Source organism: Variovorax boronicumulans (assembly GCF_030812215.1).
GTDB classification, from domain to species: domain Bacteria; phylum Pseudomonadota; class Gammaproteobacteria; order Burkholderiales; family Burkholderiaceae_C; genus Variovorax; species Variovorax boronicumulans_C.
Genome location: NZ_JAUSSG010000012.1, coordinates 24,518 through 40,752, shown reverse-complemented (window position 1 = coordinate 40,752; position 16,235 = coordinate 24,518). Strand labels below are relative to the sequence as shown.

17 protein-coding genes are annotated in these 16,235 nt (G+C 67.4%); 3 read left to right on the top strand and 14 right to left on the bottom strand.

Annotated elements, in window-relative coordinates:
- Window positions 1–17: 17 nt before the first annotated feature.
- On the bottom strand, window positions 18–1,058 hold the full coding sequence (locus J2W23_RS27125; protein ID WP_307650959.1) for an endonuclease/exonuclease/phosphatase family protein: 1,041 nt from the start codon (window positions 1,056–1,058) through the stop codon (window positions 18–20).
- 108 nt (window positions 1,059–1,166) lie between these two features.
- Window positions 1,167–2,981 carry a DEAD/DEAH box helicase gene (locus tag J2W23_RS27120; protein WP_307650958.1) on the bottom strand — a complete coding sequence of 605 codons (1,815 nt, stop codon included), beginning with the start codon at window positions 2,979–2,981 and terminating at the stop codon, window positions 1,167–1,169.
- A gap of 301 nt (window positions 2,982–3,282) precedes the next feature.
- Between J2W23_RS27120 and ettA the strand changes: the two genes are divergently transcribed.
- On the top strand, window positions 3,283–4,944 hold the full coding sequence (gene ettA / locus J2W23_RS27115) for an energy-dependent translational throttle protein EttA (protein WP_013542636.1): 1,662 nt from the start codon (window positions 3,283–3,285) through the stop codon (window positions 4,942–4,944).
- An 81-nt stretch (window positions 4,945–5,025) separates the two neighbouring features.
- On the opposite strand, the gene J2W23_RS27110 is transcribed toward ettA, so the two are convergent.
- The 3 genes from J2W23_RS27110 to J2W23_RS27100 are packed head-to-tail and all read right to left on the bottom strand — an operon-like array spanning window position 5,026 to window position 6,852.
- Entirely contained in the window at window positions 5,026–5,865 is an 840-nt protein-coding gene (locus J2W23_RS27110; protein WP_307650957.1) for an NHL repeat-containing protein, read from the bottom strand.
- Window positions 5,862–6,290, bottom strand: coding sequence for a carboxymuconolactone decarboxylase family protein (locus tag J2W23_RS27105; RefSeq protein ID WP_176656220.1), 429 nt, complete (start codon window positions 6,288–6,290; stop codon window positions 5,862–5,864). Before J2W23_RS27105 ends, J2W23_RS27110 begins: the two co-directional genes overlap by 4 nt.
- Window positions 6,199–6,852: a MerR family transcriptional regulator gene (locus tag J2W23_RS27100; RefSeq protein ID WP_307650956.1), complete on the bottom strand. Its 654-nt coding sequence runs from the start codon at window positions 6,850–6,852 to the stop codon at window positions 6,199–6,201. Before J2W23_RS27100 ends, J2W23_RS27105 begins: the two co-directional genes overlap by 92 nt.
- 66 nt (window positions 6,853–6,918) lie before the next feature.
- Here J2W23_RS27100 and J2W23_RS27095 point away from each other — a divergent pair, with 66 nt between their 5' ends.
- Window positions 6,919–7,308 carry a hypothetical protein gene (locus tag J2W23_RS27095; RefSeq protein WP_307650955.1) on the top strand — a complete coding sequence of 130 codons (390 nt, stop codon included), beginning with the start codon at window positions 6,919–6,921 and terminating at the stop codon, window positions 7,306–7,308.
- A 21-nt stretch (window positions 7,309–7,329) separates the two neighbouring features.
- Here the strand turns inward: J2W23_RS27095 and pabB are convergent, their stop codons facing one another.
- The 3 genes from pabB to J2W23_RS27080 are packed head-to-tail and all read right to left on the bottom strand — an operon-like array spanning window position 7,330 to window position 11,554.
- On the bottom strand, window positions 7,330–9,090 hold the full coding sequence (pabB, locus tag J2W23_RS27090) for an aminodeoxychorismate synthase component I (RefSeq protein ID WP_373423996.1): 1,761 nt from the start codon (window positions 9,088–9,090) through the stop codon (window positions 7,330–7,332).
- Between the two features lie 4 nt (window positions 9,091–9,094).
- On the bottom strand, window positions 9,095–10,492 hold the full coding sequence (locus tag J2W23_RS27085; RefSeq protein ID WP_176656223.1) for a TAXI family TRAP transporter solute-binding subunit: 1,398 nt from the start codon (window positions 10,490–10,492) through the stop codon (window positions 9,095–9,097).
- 27 nt (window positions 10,493–10,519) lie between these two features.
- A complete protein-coding gene (locus tag J2W23_RS27080) occupies window positions 10,520–11,554 on the bottom strand; it encodes a P1 family peptidase (RefSeq protein WP_307650954.1) in 1,035 nt (344 codons plus the stop codon).
- Window positions 11,555–11,602: 48 nt separating this feature from the next.
- Here J2W23_RS27080 and J2W23_RS27075 point away from each other — a divergent pair, with 48 nt between their 5' ends.
- Entirely contained in the window at window positions 11,603–12,904 is a 1,302-nt protein-coding gene (locus J2W23_RS27075; RefSeq protein WP_307650953.1) for an NAD(P)/FAD-dependent oxidoreductase, read from the top strand.
- 18 nt (window positions 12,905–12,922) lie between these two features.
- On the opposite strand, the gene J2W23_RS27070 is transcribed toward J2W23_RS27075, so the two are convergent.
- The 6 genes from J2W23_RS27070 to J2W23_RS27045 all read right to left on the bottom strand — a co-directional run bounded on the left by J2W23_RS27070 (window position 12,923) and on the right by J2W23_RS27045 (window position 16,234).
- Entirely contained in the window at window positions 12,923–13,213 is a 291-nt protein-coding gene (locus tag J2W23_RS27070; RefSeq protein WP_307650952.1) for a type II toxin-antitoxin system RelE/ParE family toxin, read from the bottom strand.
- Window positions 13,214–13,215: 2 nt separating this feature from the next.
- On the bottom strand, window positions 13,216–13,434 hold the full coding sequence (locus J2W23_RS27065) for an addiction module protein (protein ID WP_307650951.1): 219 nt from the start codon (window positions 13,432–13,434) through the stop codon (window positions 13,216–13,218).
- Window positions 13,435–13,498: 64 nt separating this feature from the next.
- The gene (locus tag J2W23_RS27060) at window positions 13,499–13,789 is read right to left on the bottom strand and encodes a copper-binding protein (protein ID WP_307650950.1); all 291 of its coding nucleotides are present in this window, start codon (window positions 13,787–13,789) and stop codon (window positions 13,499–13,501) included.
- 12 nt (window positions 13,790–13,801) lie between these two features.
- Complete coding sequence (locus tag J2W23_RS27055) at window positions 13,802–14,272, bottom strand: DUF411 domain-containing protein (RefSeq protein WP_307650949.1); 471 nt, start codon at window positions 14,270–14,272, stop codon at window positions 13,802–13,804.
- Window positions 14,273–14,307: 35 nt separating this feature from the next.
- On the bottom strand, window positions 14,308–14,823 hold the full coding sequence (locus J2W23_RS27050; protein WP_307650948.1) for a cupredoxin domain-containing protein: 516 nt from the start codon (window positions 14,821–14,823) through the stop codon (window positions 14,308–14,310).
- A gap of 31 nt (window positions 14,824–14,854) precedes the next feature.
- Window positions 14,855–16,234 (bottom strand): multicopper oxidase family protein, encoded by a 1,380-nt coding sequence (locus tag J2W23_RS27045; protein WP_307650947.1) that lies wholly within the window; start codon window positions 16,232–16,234, stop codon window positions 14,855–14,857.
- Between the last annotated feature and the right edge of the window lies 1 nt (window position 16,235).

Sequence of the window (16,235 nt, the reverse complement as noted above, 5' to 3'; positions counted from 1 at the left end):
CAGGCCGCCGAGCGGCTTCAGTCCGTGCGCAGCCGAAGCAGCGCGCGCACGAAGCCGTGGTCCGAGCGGGAGCGGTCGCGCCCTTCGTGCAGGTGGTCGTTGAAGTAGTCGACGCGGCGCACGTCGCCCAGGCTGTGCCGGCTGCTCGCGATGAATTCCTCGCTCACCAGGATCTGGTCGAGCACGTCCGGAAAACCCTGGTGGATGTGCGAATAGGCCACGTCCTTCTTCAGCGCCGACTCGCCCTGCATCTCGTAGGCATTGAACAGCGCCACGTCGCGCGCGGCCTTGTCGTAGGCGACTTCGGAGGTGGCGGCCACGAGCTGCGTGGTCACGCTGTGCGGGTTGTCGTTGAAGTCGCCCATCACCACCAGCGGCGTGTTCGTGCCTTGCAGCAGGTCGATCACGATGCAGCGCAGTGCGGCGGCCTCGGCGCCGCGCATCAGCAAGGAGCGCAGCGAGGCCATCACGCCGACCTTGCGGTCGTCGCGGTCCTCCAGGTGGTTGCCTTGCGCGTCCTGCAGGAACTTGGGGCGCTTGGACTTCAGATGCACCGTCAGCACATGCACCTGCTGGCCGTGCTTCATGCGCAGCGTGGCCAGGAGAGGAGGGCGCTCGAAGCGCGTGTGGGAGCCGAGGCCGGGCACGTCCACGCCGAAGCCCGGCGGGAAGTCGATGAAGGACTGGACGTTGTCCACCTGCAGCCGCGTCGCGATGCCGACGCGCGGCGTGCCTTGTGCGCCCGGACTGGGCGGTGTGCCCGGCGGGCTGCCAGGCGGCGGCGTGTTCTCGGCGCCCGGCACTGAAACGAAGTCGTAGCGCAGGCCGCTGCGCGCGATGGCGGCCTTCAGCGCCGCTTCGTCCCACACCTCCTGCACCGCCAGCACATCGGCGTTGAGCGCGTGGAAGCGCTCGCCGATCCAGTCGATCTTCCGCTCGTACTCGCGCTCGTTGTAGGCGTCCTGGTTCTCGTAGTACACCCGGTGGGGGTTCGCGAGGTTGAGCAGGTTGCAGGTGGCTACGAAGAGGGTGGCGTAGTTGGGCGGGATGTATTGCATGACTTGACGATTGTGTCTTGCCCGCAAAACAAGACAAAGGCGCCCAAAAGAAAAGGGCACCGAAGTGCCCTTGTTCATTTCCGAAGCAGGTGTCCCTGCCCGCAGTGCTCAGCGCCCGAAGGAGCGGCCACCGCCGCCGCCGCCGGAACGGTTGCCACCGCCGCCGCCATAACCACCGCCGCCACCCGAGCGGCCGCCGCCGCCCGAGCGGTTGCCGCCGTAGCCGCCGCCACCGCCACCCGGGCGTCCGCGACCACGCCCGCCACCCATGTGGTCGACGCTCGTGCGCAACGGATCCGGCTGGCCGTCGCCACCCGCGACCGCTTCGGCGCGCAGGTGCGCGACCTGGTTGGCCTGCGTCGGGCTGTGGCTGTTGCCGTGATGGCGGGGCTGGCGCTCATCGTGCGGCAGATGATTCTGTTGTTGGTGATGCTGCGGTGCATGGTGCGGCGTGCGTGCCGGACCTTGCGGGCCGCGGCCTTGCGGCGGGCGTGCGCCCTGGCCGCGCGGACCCTGACCCTGGCCGCCGCCATTGGCGTTGCGGCCTTGGCCGCCACCACCCTGGCCGCCACCGCGGCGTTGACCGCCGCCGTTGCCGCCACCACCACCGCCAGCGCGCTCGCCGCCGCCCTGGCCGGCCTTGTTCTCGCGGATGCGTTGCAGCATCTCGGTGCGCGCGGCCTTGGCGGCCGCCTGCATCACGTCACGGCTCGGCGGACGGCCTGCGCCGCCCCAGATCGTCTGGCGACCCATGGCGATCGGCTCGGCGCGCTCGCCGTCTTCAGGACCGAAGCCCTCGACGATCTGCACCGGAATCGTTTGCTTGGTGAAGCGCTCGATTTCCTGCATGAAGCCTTCTTCGTCCAGGCACACGAAGCTCACGGCCTCGCCGCTCGAACCGGCACGGCCGGTGCGGCCGATGCGGTGAACGTAGTCTTCGCTGACGTTCGGGATTTCGTAGTTCACGACGTGCGGCAGCTCGTCGATGTCGATGCCGCGGGCGGCGATGTCGGTGGCCACCAGCGCGCGGATGTCGCCGCTCTTGAAACCGGCCAGCGCCTGCGTGCGTGCGCTCTGGCTCTTGTTGCCGTGCAGCGCCATCGCCTCGATGCCGTTCTTGGTGAGGAATTCGGCCACGCTGTTGGCGCCGAACTTGGTGCGCGTGAACACGAGCACCTGGCTCCACTTGTTCTCGTTGATGATGTGCGCGAGCAGCGCCTTCTTCTTGCCGCGGCCCACGGGGTGGATCACCTGGGTGATGCGCTGCACGGTGGTGTTGCGCGGCGTGACCTGGATGCTCTGCGGGTTCTTGAGCAGCGTGGCGGCCAGGTCGCGGATTTCGTCGCTGAAGGTGGCCGAGAACAGCAGGCTCTGCTTTTCCTTGGGCACCAGGGCCAGGATTTTCTTCACGTCGTGGATGAAGCCCATGTCCAGCATGCGGTCGGCTTCGTCCAGGATCAGCATCTGGACCTGGCTCAGGTCGAGCATGCCCTGCTGCTGCAGGTCGAGCAGGCGGCCGGGGGTGGCCACGAGGATGTCGACGCCCTTCTTGAGCTTGCTGATCTGCGGATTCATGCCGACGCCGCCGAAGATCACGGTCGAGTCGAGCTGCAGGTATTTGCCGTAGGTGCGGACCGATTCCTCGACCTGCGCCGCGAGCTCGCGGGTGGGGGTCAGCACGAGGGCGCGGATGCCGACGCCGCCGAACTTGTTGGTGGCGCTGCGGCTCATGGTGAGCTTGTGCAGCATCGGCAGCGTGAAGGCTGCGGTCTTGCCGGTGCCGGTCTGGGCGCCGCCGAGCAGGTCGTGGCCTTCGAGAACGGCGGGGATGGCTTGCGCCTGGATGGGGGTGGGGGTGTCGTAACCGTGCTCGTGCACAGCCTTCAAGATGGCGGGAGCCAGCTTCAGTTCATCAAAATTCATTGGAAACAATAAGCGCCATACACGGCGCAGTGGCATCGGCCCGCTTGGCGTCTTAATGTTGACACCGAGCCAGTCAAGGCAGATGAAGGTCAGGGGTGGGAGCCGGAAAACCCGCTGTGAAAACGATCAAAAGGGGGTCTTCTTCGTCCCCGGCAGAGAGCCGGTGTTGCGGGCAACTGGACCCGGCAACGGTCGCTATTGTCGCATGAGTCGATAATCGGTGGTTTGCCGCGCCCGGATGCGTTGTTCTGGCGCCCGCGCTTTTCCCCCAATTTCTGCTACCCAAGGTAACTATCCACAGATGGCTCAATACGTCTATTCGATGAACCGTGTCAGCAAGACCGTGCCGCCCAAGCGGCAGCTCTTGAAGGACATTTCGCTCTCTTTCTTCCCCGGCGCCAAGATCGGCGTGCTCGGCCTGAATGGCTCGGGCAAGTCCACGCTGCTCAAGATCATGGCGGGTGTGGACAAGGAGTTCGAGGGCGAGGCGCTGCCCATGCCGGGCATGACGATCGGCTATCTGGAGCAGGAACCCAAGCTCAACACCGAGCACACGGTGCGCGAATCGGTCGAGGAGTCCATGGGCGCGGTGTTCGCCGCCAAGGCGCGCCTGGAAGAGGTGTACATCGCCTACGGTGCCGAAGACGCCGACTTCGACGCGCTGGCGGCCGAGCAGGCCCAGCTCGAAGCCATCATCGCCACCGCCGGCACCGATTCCGAGCACCAGCTGGAAATCGCCGCCGACGCGCTGCGCCTTCCGCCGTGGGACGCCAAGATCGGCCTGCTGTCGGGTGGTGAAAAGCGCCGCGTGGCGCTCTGCCGCCTGCTGCTGTCCAAGCCCGACATGCTGCTGCTCGACGAGCCGACCAACCACTTGGACGCCGAATCGGTCGAGTGGCTCGAAGTGTTCCTGCAGCGCTTCACGGGCACCGTGGTGGCCATCACCCACGATCGCTACTTCCTGGACAACGCGGCCGAGTGGATCCTGGAAATGGACCGCGGTCGCGGCATTCCCTGGAAGGGCAACTACAGCACCTGGCTCGAGCAGAAGGGCGAACGCCTGGCGCAGGAGCAAAAGAGCGAAGAAGCCCACGCCAAGGCGCTGAAGAAGGAGCTGGAGTGGTCGCGCCAGAACCCGAAGGCACGCCAGGCCAAGAGCAAATCGCGCCTCGCCCGCTTCGAGGAGCTGAGCGACATGGAATACCAGAAGCGCAACGAAACGCAGGAAATCTTCATTCCTGTGGCGGAGCGGCTGGGCCAGCAGGTGTTCGAGTTCCACGGCGTGAGCAAGTCCTTCGGCGACCGCATGCTGATCGACAACCTGAGCTTCACCGTGCCGCCGGGCGCGATCGTCGGCATCATCGGCCCGAACGGCGCCGGCAAGTCGACGCTCTTCAAGCTGCTCGCGGGCAAGGAAAAGCCCGACACCGGCGAGGTCGTCATCGGCTCGACGGTCAAGATGGCCTTCGTGGACCAGCACCGCGACGAACTGGCCAACAACAAGACCGTGTGGGAAGACATCTCGAACGGCCTGGACATCATCAACGTCGGCAAGTTCCAGATGGCCAGCCGCGCGTATGCGGGCCGCTTCAACTTCAACGGCGCGGACCAGCAGAAGAAGGTCGGCACGCTGTCGGGCGGTGAACGCGGCCGTCTGCACCTGGCCAAGACGCTGATCGCGGGCGGCAACGTGCTGCTGCTGGACGAACCCTCGAACGACCTGGACGTCGAAACCCTGCGTGCGCTCGAAGACGCGCTGCTCGAATTCGCCGGTACCGTCATGGTCATCAGCCATGACCGCTGGTTCCTCGACCGCATCGCCACCCACATCCTGGCGGCCGAAGGCGACAGCCAGTGGACCTTCTTCGACGGCAACTACCAGGAGTACGAAGCCGACAAGAAGAAGCGCCTCGGCGAAGAAGGCGCCAAGCCCAAGCGCATGCGCTACAAGGCGCTCAAGTAAGCCTCAGGCCGCTTCGGCAAGAGCGCGCGGTTCCGCAAGGGGCCGCGCGCTTTTTTCATGGATGGGGCAGCGGCCGGCTTGTCAGCGCGGCCGTACCAGCCGGAAGGCCGCATTCGCGCCCCAGGTGGCGACCAACAGATTTCCGTCGGGCGCGTAGGTGAGTCCGACCGGGCTGGACAGGCCGTCCGCCACCACGACGCGGCCTCCTTCGCGGTCGATTCGGCTGACCGTCGTGCCGCCGTAGTCGACCACATAGGCCGCAGCGCCCTCCCGGTCCGCGACGATGCCCGGGCCCGGGCTGCGCAGTCCGCTGTGGATGCTTCGCGCACGTCCGTCGCTTCCGACCAGCGAGACGCCACCCGCGATGTTGCTGACCATCAACTCGCCGCTTGGCAGCTCGACCGCCCCGACCGGCGTTTGCAGTCCCTCGGCAGCGACCTCGATCCTGCCGCCGGGATGCGCCGCGAGGATCTGGTTGGTCTGGCGGTTGGCGATCAGCAGCCGGCCCTTGCGGTCGAAGCTCAGGCCCGCCGGCGTAGCCAGGCCCCGCACGAACACGCTCTGCGTGCCGCTCGGTGTGAAGCGCCACACCAGGTTCTGGCTGTACGACGCGACGAAGATGTCGCCGGAAGGGCCGATCGCCAGCCCGCTGGGGCCGCTCAAGCCCGATGCGAACACCGAGCGGGTGCCGTCGGGCGCAAAGCGCAGGATGGTCCCGGCCGACCAGTTGGCGACATAGAGAGAACCTGCGGCGTCGTAGGCCATGCCGACCGGCGAGGAGAGCTCGTCATGCGCGGGGCGTTTCTCAAGCGTCCAGGTGGGCAACGCGGGCATTTGCGCCAAGGCGGGTGCCTGCATTGCGGTCGCAAGCAGCGTCAGTCCAAGCAGCGGCAGGCGGACGCGAAAACTGCGGTGCTTCATGCGGGCTCTCCCTGCGGTGCGTCCATCGCAAACACCTCGCGTGCAGCCGTGAGCCCATTGAGCGCCGCCGGGAAGCCCGCGTACACGGCCATCTGCATGATGATTTCGATCACTTCGGTGCGCGTCACGCCGACATTCAGCGCGCCCTGGATGTGCACCTTCAATTGCGGCGCCGCATTGCCCATGGCCGTGAGCGCGGCCACCACCGCGATCTCGCGGGAGCGAAGGTCCAGGCCGGGGCGGGAGTAGACGTCGCCGAACGGAAACTCGATCAGCAGGCGCGCGAAGTCGGGCGCGATGTCCGCCAGGCTCTCGACGACCTTGACGCCGCCTTCACCGTCGATTTCCTGAAGCTTGGCCAGCCCGCGCGCGTAGCGCAGGTTGTCGTTGCCGTTGTGGGTCTGGTTGGCTTGTGTGCTCGTCATCGCTCGTCTTTCTTTCCGGGGCATTGCCCGACAACGAGGGACGCTTCGTCTTGACCTTGGCCTCCATCGCACGGTAGTGCGCGATCTTGGTCGAAAGCGCCTGCATGGATTGCTGCAGCGCCTCCACCCGGGCCTGAACCTCGGCGAGGTGCGCTTCGAGCATCTCGCGCCGTTCGCCGACACTGGCGTCCCCCTGGCTTCGAAGCCCGGCAAAGGCCTGCATGCCCTGGATGGGCATGCCTGTCTCGCGCAGGCGCAACAGGAAATCCAGCCAGTCCATGTCCGCGCTCGCATAGCGCCGCTGACCGCCGGGTGCACGGGGCACCGCGGCGATGAGGCCGATGCGTTCGTAGTAACGCAGCGTGTAGGCCGTGAGGCCGGTGCGCTCTGCGACTTCCGCGATGGTCAGACTGGTTTCCATGGCGTTGATTCTCGAAATTAGAGCGCGCTCTAAGTCAAGCGCTTTGTTGAACGATTTTTCAGAACCGAAAAGATCCGCATCCAGCCTGCCGCGCAGGCTGCTGCGTGTTCCATGGCAGCGATTCTGCTTGCCGGCGTGCACGCAAGTTCAAGCGGTACTCGGTTTGCGAGAATGTTCTGATCGTCAACATAGAGGGAGGATCAACCGATGAAGGTACAGCGTCTTTGGGCCGCGATCGGCGCGCTGGTCATGTTGTCTGCCTGCAGCCCGGCGAAATACCTCACAGCTACCGGCATCAAGGGCAACAGCTTCGTGGGCAAGCCATTCACGGAGGTGCTCAAGGAATACGGCAAGCCCACCAGCATCAAGGACAGTGCCCAGGACCCGAACTTCACCATGATGATGTACGAGGGCGGGCAGTACACCGCGACCGTCAGGGATCCGGTCGGTTCAACCACACGATGGACACCCGGTGGCCCCGAACAGTCGACTCAGTACCGTGATCGGCAGGTCAGCCGGAGCTGCCTGCAGGCCTTCTGGGTCGACAAGAAGGACCAGTACGTCAAGGTGTTCGACTGGAGCGGCAGCTGCTGGTAGGGCGGGGCCTCGCCCGCCGCTTCACCTCAGGTCTGCATCCAGCCAGCCGCGCAGGCTGTTGACGAAGGCCAGCGCACGCACGCGCGGCAACTCGTCCACCCGCACCACGGCCTCGGTCAGTTGCCCCTCGCTCAGCCGGCGTGAGCGGCCGATGCCGCCCAGCAGGCCGCAGCGCAGCGGCGGCGTGACCCAGCGACCATCCTCGAGCTGCAGTGCGATGTTGCCGCGCGTGCATTCGGTGATTTCGCCGCGGCGGTTCCACAGCAGCGTGTCGAACACGCCGGGCGCGGTGGGCGCAAAGGCCTCGTAGTGCGCGCGGCGCGTGGTCTTGAAACGGGAGAAGTCGCTCTCGGCCTCGTCGAAGGCGCGGGAGGCCAATTGCAGTTGCACGCGTGATGGCGGCGCTTCCATGGCGAAGGCTTCCGCGCGCGGTTGCCCATGCGCATCGAGCAGAAGGCGAACGCGCCACGTACCTGTCGGATGCACCTGGGTCAGGCGATGAAGGCATGCCGCCACGACTGCCTCGTTCCATGGATAGCCGAAGTGCGAAGCCGCGTTCTGCATGCGTGCCAGGTGCGCGGGCGCATCGCGCAGCGAGCCATCGGCCAGCGCCAGGGTTTCGAGCAATTCGAAGGAACTCATGTCCGAAGACGATACATCCGCACGGCCTTGTCCCAGGAAGGCCCGCTTGTGTCGCCACTCGTCCCACTCCGCATCGGCTTCTGCATCGGCCGTGATGCCGCTGCCGATGCCGCATCGCGCCTCGGTGCCGCGCAGCGTCACGGTGCGGATCGGCACGTTGAAGGTCGCATGCCCGCCGGGCCGCACCACGCCGACAGCACCGCAGTACACGCCGCGCGCTTCGGGCTCCAGGTCGCGAATCATCCGCATCGCACTGACCTTGGGCGCGCCCGTGATCGAGCCGCAAGGGAACAACGCGGAGAACACATCGACCAGCGAAACGCCGTCGCGCAGCTTCGCTTCGACGTCGGAGGTCATCTGCCAGACAGTGGGCAGCGCCTCGGTGTGAAAGAGCCGCGGCACACGCACCGAAAACGGCTGCGCGACGCGCGAGAGATCGTTGCGGATCAGGTCCACGATCATCACGTTCTCGGCGCGCTCCTTGGGCACGGTGCGCAGCCGTAGCGCCATCGCCTCGTCTTCCACGGCGGTCGCACCGCGCGGGGCGGTGCCCTTCATGGGCCGGGCAAGGATCCGGTCGCCCTGCCGGTCGAAGAACAGCTCGGGCGACACCGACAGCACCTGCTCGTCGCCGGTGTCGATGAAGGCGGCGTAGCCGTTGGGCTGCGCGTTTCGCAAAGCCATGAACCAGTCGCGTGCATTGCCCTGGAATTCGGCGCGAAGCGGCGCGGTGTAGTTGAGCTGGTACAGCTCGCCATTCGCGATCGCGCGATGGATGGCCTGCATGTTCCGGTCGAAGCCGGCGCGCGACAGGCCGGCTTGCCAAGCGACGGAGGGCACGGCGGCGGCCATGGTCTCGGGCCACGGCACGGCGGCATCGTGCACGCCGAACCACGCCAGCGGCCCTTCGCCCGCGTGCACTGCGAAGGCTGGATCGAAAGCCTCCGCTGCCTCGTAGCGCAGATGGCCCACGCACCAGCGGCCCTCGCGCGACAGCGCCTCGACGGCCTCCAGCACCGGTTTCACTTCTTCGGCAGTGTGCGCAACGAGCACGCGGGAAGGCGCGCCGAAAGCCACGCGCAGCCGCGCCGTTCCGTCGCCGCGCGGCTCGGCGAAATCGATCAGCGTTTGCAGGACCAAGGCGTCAAGCGGATTCCGCAGGCTTTGGCGTCACGGCAGGCGCTTGTGTCGAGGCCGTGTCGCCCTTCGCCGTTCCGGCCAGCACACGCTTTCTCACCGCGTAGATGTTGTTGCGCAGCGCATAGAGCTCGTCCGCATACGACAGCGGCACCGCCACCTTGTTGACCACGCGATCGAGCTCGTCGAGCTCTTTCAGCAGCGTGTCGCGATCGCCCGTCTTGGCATCGACCTTGCCCTCGATGTCGCGCAGCCGCGCATACCAGCGAAACACGCGCCGCCGTACGCGGAACTGGTAGAGCGGCGGGATCACGCGGCTCAGCGGCAGCATCAGCACCAGCAGGCCCCCCAGCACCAGCCACATGCGCTCGACGAGGTTGCTGGCCCAGAAGGGCAGGTAGCGCTGCCAGAACGGCGGTGTGCCGTTGATCGCGCGGTCGCCCTCGGGGCTGACCGGCAGTTCGCTGGTGCGCGTGTTCGGAAAATCGCGCGCCCGGTTGAACCAGCCCGCGCCGCTGTGCACCGTCTGCGCCGATTGCGCGAACAACTGGCGCAGGGCAGGGTGGGTTTCCTCGCGCGACAAGAGCGAGGTGGTGGCCGCGAGCAGCGACACGTCCGACGGCGGCAGGTCCTTCGACAAATCGACCACGCCGCGCGGCAGCGTCACCGCCGAGAGGAACGGAAAGCGCCGCGAGTACGCATCGGCCTGGCCGAAATCCATCAGCTTGATGTCGCCCGCGCGCAAGAGCCGCTGCACCTGCGGCGATTGCGGCGCCGAAGACAACACGATCGCATCGAGCAGCCCGGCCTGCAGCGCCTCGGCGGCCGCGGCCTGTTCGAGGTTCGACAGCAGCACGTCGTCGGGCCCGAGCCGGTTGGCCTTGAAGAGCCGCTCCATGATCTCGGGCAGCCCGCTGCCGGGCATGTCGACGTTCACGCGCAGGCCGCGCAGCTGCGTGAGCGAGGTCAGCGTGCCGGTCTTCTTGTCGACCTTCAGCGCACTGTCGGCGCGGTAGAAGAGCCAGATCGGCTCGAAGAACAGGCTGCCGAGCGAACTGAGCCCCGCCTCTTCGTCGGCCACCGGATCGGCGCTGCCGCCGCGCACGAAGCCCACGTCGGCGCCGCCCTTGCGCAGCAGCTCCAGGTTTTCCCAGGAGCCCGAGGTGGGCTTCAGTTCGACCGTGATGCCGCTGGCCTTGAGCGCCGCCGCATAGCGCTTGCCGAACTCCGCATAGGCGCTGCCGGTGGGCCCGGTGGCCAGCGTCACGTGCTTGGGCGGCTGCGGCTGCAGGTACCAGTAGGCGGCGATCAGCAGGCCGATCACGAGAAAGATGATGGGCCCGGCCGAGGCGATCAAGTCGCGGATCGACAGCAGGATCAGCTTCAGGGTTCTGGGGAACGCCATGGTGGTCCTTTCCTTGTTGTGTGTGCGTCAGGCGCGGGGCGCGGCGAGGTCGCTGGCCGAGGGAATGTGCAGGTCGCCCACCGTCACCGATCGTGCCGCACGCACGGCGCGCAGCGTGGCAATGGCCACGGCCTCCGCGGCCATGGTGCCGAGCACCGTCATGCCGGGGGCGTTGCCTTCGAGCGGCACGCGGCCGGTGGCCAGCGCGAACAGCGTGTCGCCGTCGCTCATCGTGTGCACCGGGTTGATGGCGCGCGCGAGCCCGTCGTGCGCCACGTTGGCAAGCCGGTTGGCCTGCACCTTGGTCAGCACTGCGTCTGTCGCGACCACGCCCAGGGTCGTGTTGGTGCCCGCGAGCAGGGGCTTGGGCAGGTCGCCGCGCAGCAAAGCGCGGCGGGTGTCGAGCAATGCGGTGCCGTCTTCGGTGCGCGCGCCGGCGACGGGTTGGGCGGTGTTGTGGTCGATCACGTCACCCAGCGAGTTGACCGCGATCAGCGCCCCCACCGTGACGCCGCCGACGGTGACCGACGCGGTGCCGATGCCGCCCTTCATCGCGCGGTGCACGCCGAAGAGCTTGCCCACCAGCGCGCCGCTCCCGGCGCCCACGTTGCCTTCGGCGGGCGCCGCGTTCGAGGCCGCATCGCAGGCCGCATAGCCGGCGGCCGCATCGGGGCGGATGCGCGCATCGCCCATCGGCAGGTCGAACAGCACGGCCGCGGGCACGATGGGCAGGGTGCCGAAGCGCACGTCCATCCCGATGTCGCGTTCCTCGAGCCAGCGCATCGCGCCCTCGGCGGCCGCCAGGCCCCAGGCGCTGCCGCCCGCGAGCATGACCGCGTGCACCTGCTGCACCAGGTTGCCGGGCGAGAGCAGGTCGGTCTCGCGCGTGCCGGGTGCGGCGCCGCGCACATCGACACCGGCCACGGCGCCGTCGCGCGCCATGACGACGGTGCAGCCGGTGGGGCGGCGGGTGTCGGAAAAATGGCCGACTTCGATGTCGGCGACGTCGGTGATGGCACCGGCGGGATGGGAGGAGGAAGAGGGAGAAGACGGGGCTGGCATGGCGGCCGATTATGGGTCCGCACCTCTCCAGCCTCTACGATGGGCGCCATGACAGTTGCAAGAAGTGGTTTCTCCTCCGAGGGCGGTGCGCGGCGCCACGTGGTGGTCGTCGGCGCGGGTGCGGTGGGCTGCGCCACGGCCATCGAGGCGTTGCGCGCGGGGCTGCGCGTGACCCTCCTCGAACCCGAGGCACCCGGCGGTCCGCAGGCCACGAGCTACGGCAACGCGGGCTGGCTTTCCTCCCATTCGGTGGTGCCGCCCGCACTGCCGGGCGCCTGGCGCAAGGTGCCGGGCTGGCTGGCCGATCCGCTCGGACCGCTCGCGGTGCGCTGGCGCTACCTGCCGCGCGCGCTGCCGTGGCTGCTGCGCTACCTGGCCTCGGGCTGGACCGAGGCGCGCGTGCAGCGCACTGCCGATGCGTTGCGCACGCTGCTGGCGGACGCGCCCGCGCTGCACGCGCACCTCGCCGCCGAGGCCGGTGTGCCGCAGCTCATCGAGCAGCGCGGGCTTTTGCATGCCTACCGCTCGCGCGCCGAGTTCGAAGACGACGCGATGGGCTGGCGCGTGCGCGGACGCGTGGGCGTGCAGTGGGAGGAATGGCCGGCCGACGAACTGCGCCGCCGCGAACCCGACCTCGATGCGCGCTACACACTGGGCATCTTCGTGCCCGAGGCCGGCCACTGCCGCGATCCGGGCACCTACGTGGCGGCGCTGGCGCAGCATGCGGTGAATGCTGGGGCCGAGCGGATCCACGGGCGTGCCACGGGCTTTCGCATCGAGGGCGGCCGCTTGCGCGCGGTGCGCACGAATGACGGCGACATCGCCTGCGATGCCGCCGCCATCTGCGCCGGCGCGTATTCCGGTCCGCTGGCCGCGGCCGCGGGCTCCCCGGTGCCGCTGGACACCGAGCGCGGCTACCACGTGGTGATCGAAGGCGCGGCCATCGGTCCACGCACGCCGGTGATGGTGGCCGACGGCAAGCTCATCGCGCACTGGATGGACGGCGGCCTGCGCGCTGCCGGCCAGGTCGAGATCGGCGGGCTGGATGCAGCGCCCGACTGGCGCCGCGCGGAGATCCTGCATCGCCATCTGCAATCGATGTTTCCCGCGCTTGCAGAAACGGGCGGCGCCAAGGCTGTCAAGCACTGGCTCGGCCGCCGCCCCAGCATGCCCGACGGGTTGCCCTGCATCGGGCCTTCGGCGGCGAGCACGGACATCGTGCTCGCGTTCGGTCATGGCCATGTAGGCCTGTGCGGTTCGGCGCGCACGGGGCGCCTCGCGGCGCAACTGCTCGCGGGCATCGAACCCGAGACGCCGCTGGCGCCGTTCGATCCGCGGCGGTTCAGCTAAGAGGGGAGAGGCCCGCGCTCAGGGCTGCGGCCAACTCGCCGGATTCCTGCGGTGGTGCATGCAGTCAAGCACCACCACGCGATCCGGCTCGACGATGAAGAAGACCGCGTAGGGAAAGCGCTTGAGGTGGGCCCGGCGAACATCTTCCCAAACCAGCGGGGCGCCTTCCGGTTGTCGCGCGATCCGATTGATCACCGCCTCCAGGCTGCGAGCGAACTCTGCACCGAGACCTGCACGCTGCGATTCGTACCAGTCTTGCGCCTTCTGGAGCTGGAGTGCGGCGCTTTTCCGAAAGACGATGTCGAGCAAGGTCAGAGCTTCAGCGACGTCTTGACCTGGCTCCAGGGCACGACGGCCTGCGGATCGGCACGATGCTCGGCACGGCGCATCGCAATTTCGCTCTGTTCACGCTCGGTCAGCGCTTGCGACTCGGCATCGCGTGCGACGCTGTCCCACAGTTCTTCGGCGAGTTCGATGCGCTCCGCCACACTCAATGAAGAAAGCGCCAATTGCAGATCGGAGTTTCCCAATTTGATCTCCCGATGCGTTGGTAATTCTTCATTCTATGCAGAGGCCGCGTGATCGGCCTGGCGATCAGCTCTCCGGTTCGATCGACAGCACCGTCAGCGCCCCATCGACCTTGTCCGCCGTGAAGCGCACCTTGTCGCCGGGCTTCACCTTGCCGAGCAGCTCGGGGTCTTTCACGCGGAAGACCATCGTCATGCCGGTCATCTCCAGGTTCGGTATGTCGCCGTGCCTGAGGGTGATCTTCTTCGCCTCGGTGTCGATCTTGCGTACTTCGCCTTCGACGGCGGGCAGGACGGCCTGCGCGAAGGCGGCTGCGGCAAGAAGGGTGGCGCAGAGGGCGGTGAGAATTTTCTTCATGGTCATGCTCCTTCAGCGATAGCTTTGATAGACGCGCGTGCTGCCATCGGCCAGCACGAGCAGCACGTCGTACGGATCGCGCTGATCCCCGTAGGCCGGGCCGTCCATGCCCGGCGAGCCGACCGGCATGCCGGGCACCGCGAGGCCGACGGCCTTGGGCTTTTCCTTCAAGAGGCGCTGCACTTCGCGCGCGGGCACATGGCCTTCGAGGGCATAGCCGCCGATCAGACCTGTGTGGCACGAGCCCAGCTTGGCGGGCACGCCGAGCCGGGTGCGCGCGGCCGCGTTGCTTTCGTCGTGCACCTTCGTGGCGAAGCCGTTCTTGTTGAGGTGCTTCACCCAGTCCTGGCAGCAGCCGCAGTTCGGGTCTTTCCAGATCTCGACCATCGGTGCCGCGGCGAAAGCGGCAAGCGGCAAGGTGGCGGTGGTGGCGGCGAGCGCCAGCAGCGGTGCCGCGCGCTTCAAGAGGGTTCGTCGTTGCATGGTGATCTCCTTGGTTCGTTCGCTCATTCGTTCATTCAGGATTTCTTGGCCGCGGCTGCCAGCACGCGGATGCGGCCGGCCATGCCGAGCTCGAAGTGGTCTTTCACGAGGCACGCGAAGTCGAAGTCGCCGGCGCGGTTGAAGGTCCAGACCATCTCGCCGGTCTTGCCCGGGGGCACGTGCACCATCCACGGATCGTCGTGTTCCATGTCCGGAAACTTCTTCATCATGGCCGCATGGTTCGCGATCTCCAGCTCGGTGCCGAGCACCAGCTCGTGCAGCTCCTTGCCCTTGTTCTTCAGGCGCAGGCGGATGGTGTCGCCCTCGCGCACTTCGATGACCGACGGCGTGAAGGTCATGTCGTCGGCCATCGCGATGTCGATGGTTCGCCGCACGTTGCTGGCCTTGCCCTCGATGCCCCAGGGCTTTTGCTCGGGCGCGAGCGTGGCGGCGCCTTTGGGTTTCGGCGCGTGGTTCTCGTGGGCTTGCGAAGCGGCCGCAGCGGCTGCGAGCGCGATGCAGAGGGCGATGGACTTGAAGGTCTTGTTCATGAGGTGAACTCCGGAATGAAAGTGAATGAAGTCAGTGGTTGTGCCCGCCCGAAGGCTTGCGCACGGTGGCATCGGTGCCATGGCTGTTGCCCGGCGATGGCGCATTGCGCGTGGCCGGCGGCACGGAGGCGCCGGGCACTTCGCGCGCCACCGTGCCGGCCGGGTGCTTGAACCAGCCCGGGTTCCTGTAGTCCCCCGGTTTCTGGTCGCGCCGCACCTTCAGCAGCGTGAACATGCCGCCCATCTCGGCCGAGCCGAAGGGGCCCGCGCCGGTCATCATGGGCATCGTGTTGTCGGGGATGGGCATCTCCATTTCACCCATGTCGGCCATGCCCTTGTCGCCCATCACCATGTAGTCGGGCACGAGCTTCTTGATCTTCTCGGCCACGCCCTTGTGGTCCACGCCGATCATGGTCGGCACGTCGTGGCCCATCGGTCCCATGGTGTGATGCGACTTGTGGCAATGCAGCGCCCAGTCGCCTTCCTCGTCGGCGATGAATTCCATCTGCCGCATCTGGCCCACCGCCACGTCCACCGACACCTCGGGCCAGCGCGCGGTGCGCGGCACGGGGCCGCCATCGGTGCCGGTCACCTCGAACTCGTGGCCGTGGATGTGGATCGGGTGGTTGGTCATCGTGAGGTTGCCCACCCGAATGCGCACGCGGTCGCCCTTGCGCACATTGAGCGTGTCGATGCCCGGGAACACGCGGCTGTTGAAGCTCCAGATGTTGAAGTCGGTCATGGTGTTGACCTTGGGCGTCGCGCTGCCGGGCTCCACGTCGAAGCTGCCGAGCAGAAAGCAGAAGTCGCGCTGCACGGGCTCGATGAGCGGATGGCTTTCCTTCGGATGCGTCACCCAGAAGCCCATCATCCCCATCGCCATCTGCACCATCTCGTCGGCATGCGGGTGGTACATGAAGGTGCCGGGGCGGCGCGCGGTGAACTCGTAGACGAAGGTCTTGCCCGGCGGAATGTGCGGCTGCGTGATGCCGCCCACGCCATCCATGCCGTTGGGCAGGCGCTGGCCGTGCCAGTGCACCGTCGTGTGCTCGGGCAGCTTGTTGGTCACGTAGATGCGCACGCGGTCGCCCTCGACCACCTCGATGGTCGGGCCCGGCGACTGGCCGTTGTAGCCCCACATGTTGACCTTGAAGCCGGGCGCCATCTCGCGCACGACGGGTTCGGCGACGAGGTGGAACTCCTTGACGCCGGCGTTCATGCGCCAGGGCAGCGTCCAGCCGTTGAGGGTGACGACGGGGTTGTAGGGGCGGCCGTTCGGCGGCGCGAGCGGCGCTGCGGTGGCGGTGGAGCTCTGCGTGACCGGCTCGGGCAAGGCGGCCATCGAGACGCGGCTGACCGTGGTGGCCGCGACGGCCGTGGCGGCGCCTGCGAAGAAGTTGCGGCGGTTCATG

Bases quoted from the DNA above. Each gene is read 5' to 3' on its own strand.
- J2W23_RS27125 (WP_307650959.1), bottom strand. From the start codon at position 1,058: ATGCAATACATCCCGCCCAACTACGCCACCCTCTTCGTAGCCACCTGC.
- J2W23_RS27120 (WP_307650958.1), bottom strand. From the start codon at position 2,981: ATGAATTTTGATGAACTGAAGCTGGCTCCCGCCATCTTGAAGGCTGTG.
- ettA (WP_013542636.1), top strand. From the start codon at position 3,283: ATGGCTCAATACGTCTATTCGATGAACCGTGTCAGCAAGACCGTGCCG.
- J2W23_RS27110 (WP_307650957.1), bottom strand. From the start codon at position 5,865: ATGAAGCACCGCAGTTTTCGCGTCCGCCTGCCGCTGCTTGGACTGACG.
- J2W23_RS27105 (WP_176656220.1), bottom strand. From the start codon at position 6,290: ATGACGAGCACACAAGCCAACCAGACCCACAACGGCAACGACAACCTG.
- J2W23_RS27095 (WP_307650955.1), top strand. From the start codon at position 6,919: ATGAAGGTACAGCGTCTTTGGGCCGCGATCGGCGCGCTGGTCATGTTG.
- J2W23_RS27085 (WP_176656223.1), bottom strand. From the start codon at position 10,492: ATGGCGTTCCCCAGAACCCTGAAGCTGATCCTGCTGTCGATCCGCGAC.
- J2W23_RS27080 (WP_307650954.1), bottom strand. From the start codon at position 11,554: ATGCCAGCCCCGTCTTCTCCCTCTTCCTCCTCCCATCCCGCCGGTGCC.
- J2W23_RS27075 (WP_307650953.1), top strand. From the start codon at position 11,603: ATGACAGTTGCAAGAAGTGGTTTCTCCTCCGAGGGCGGTGCGCGGCGC.
- J2W23_RS27060 (WP_307650950.1), bottom strand. From the start codon at position 13,789: ATGAAGAAAATTCTCACCGCCCTCTGCGCCACCCTTCTTGCCGCAGCC.
- J2W23_RS27055 (WP_307650949.1), bottom strand. From the start codon at position 14,272: ATGCAACGACGAACCCTCTTGAAGCGCGCGGCACCGCTGCTGGCGCTC.
- J2W23_RS27050 (WP_307650948.1), bottom strand. From the start codon at position 14,823: ATGAACAAGACCTTCAAGTCCATCGCCCTCTGCATCGCGCTCGCAGCC.
- J2W23_RS27045 (WP_307650947.1), bottom strand. From the start codon at position 16,234: ATGAACCGCCGCAACTTCTTCGCAGGCGCCGCCACGGCCGTCGCGGCC.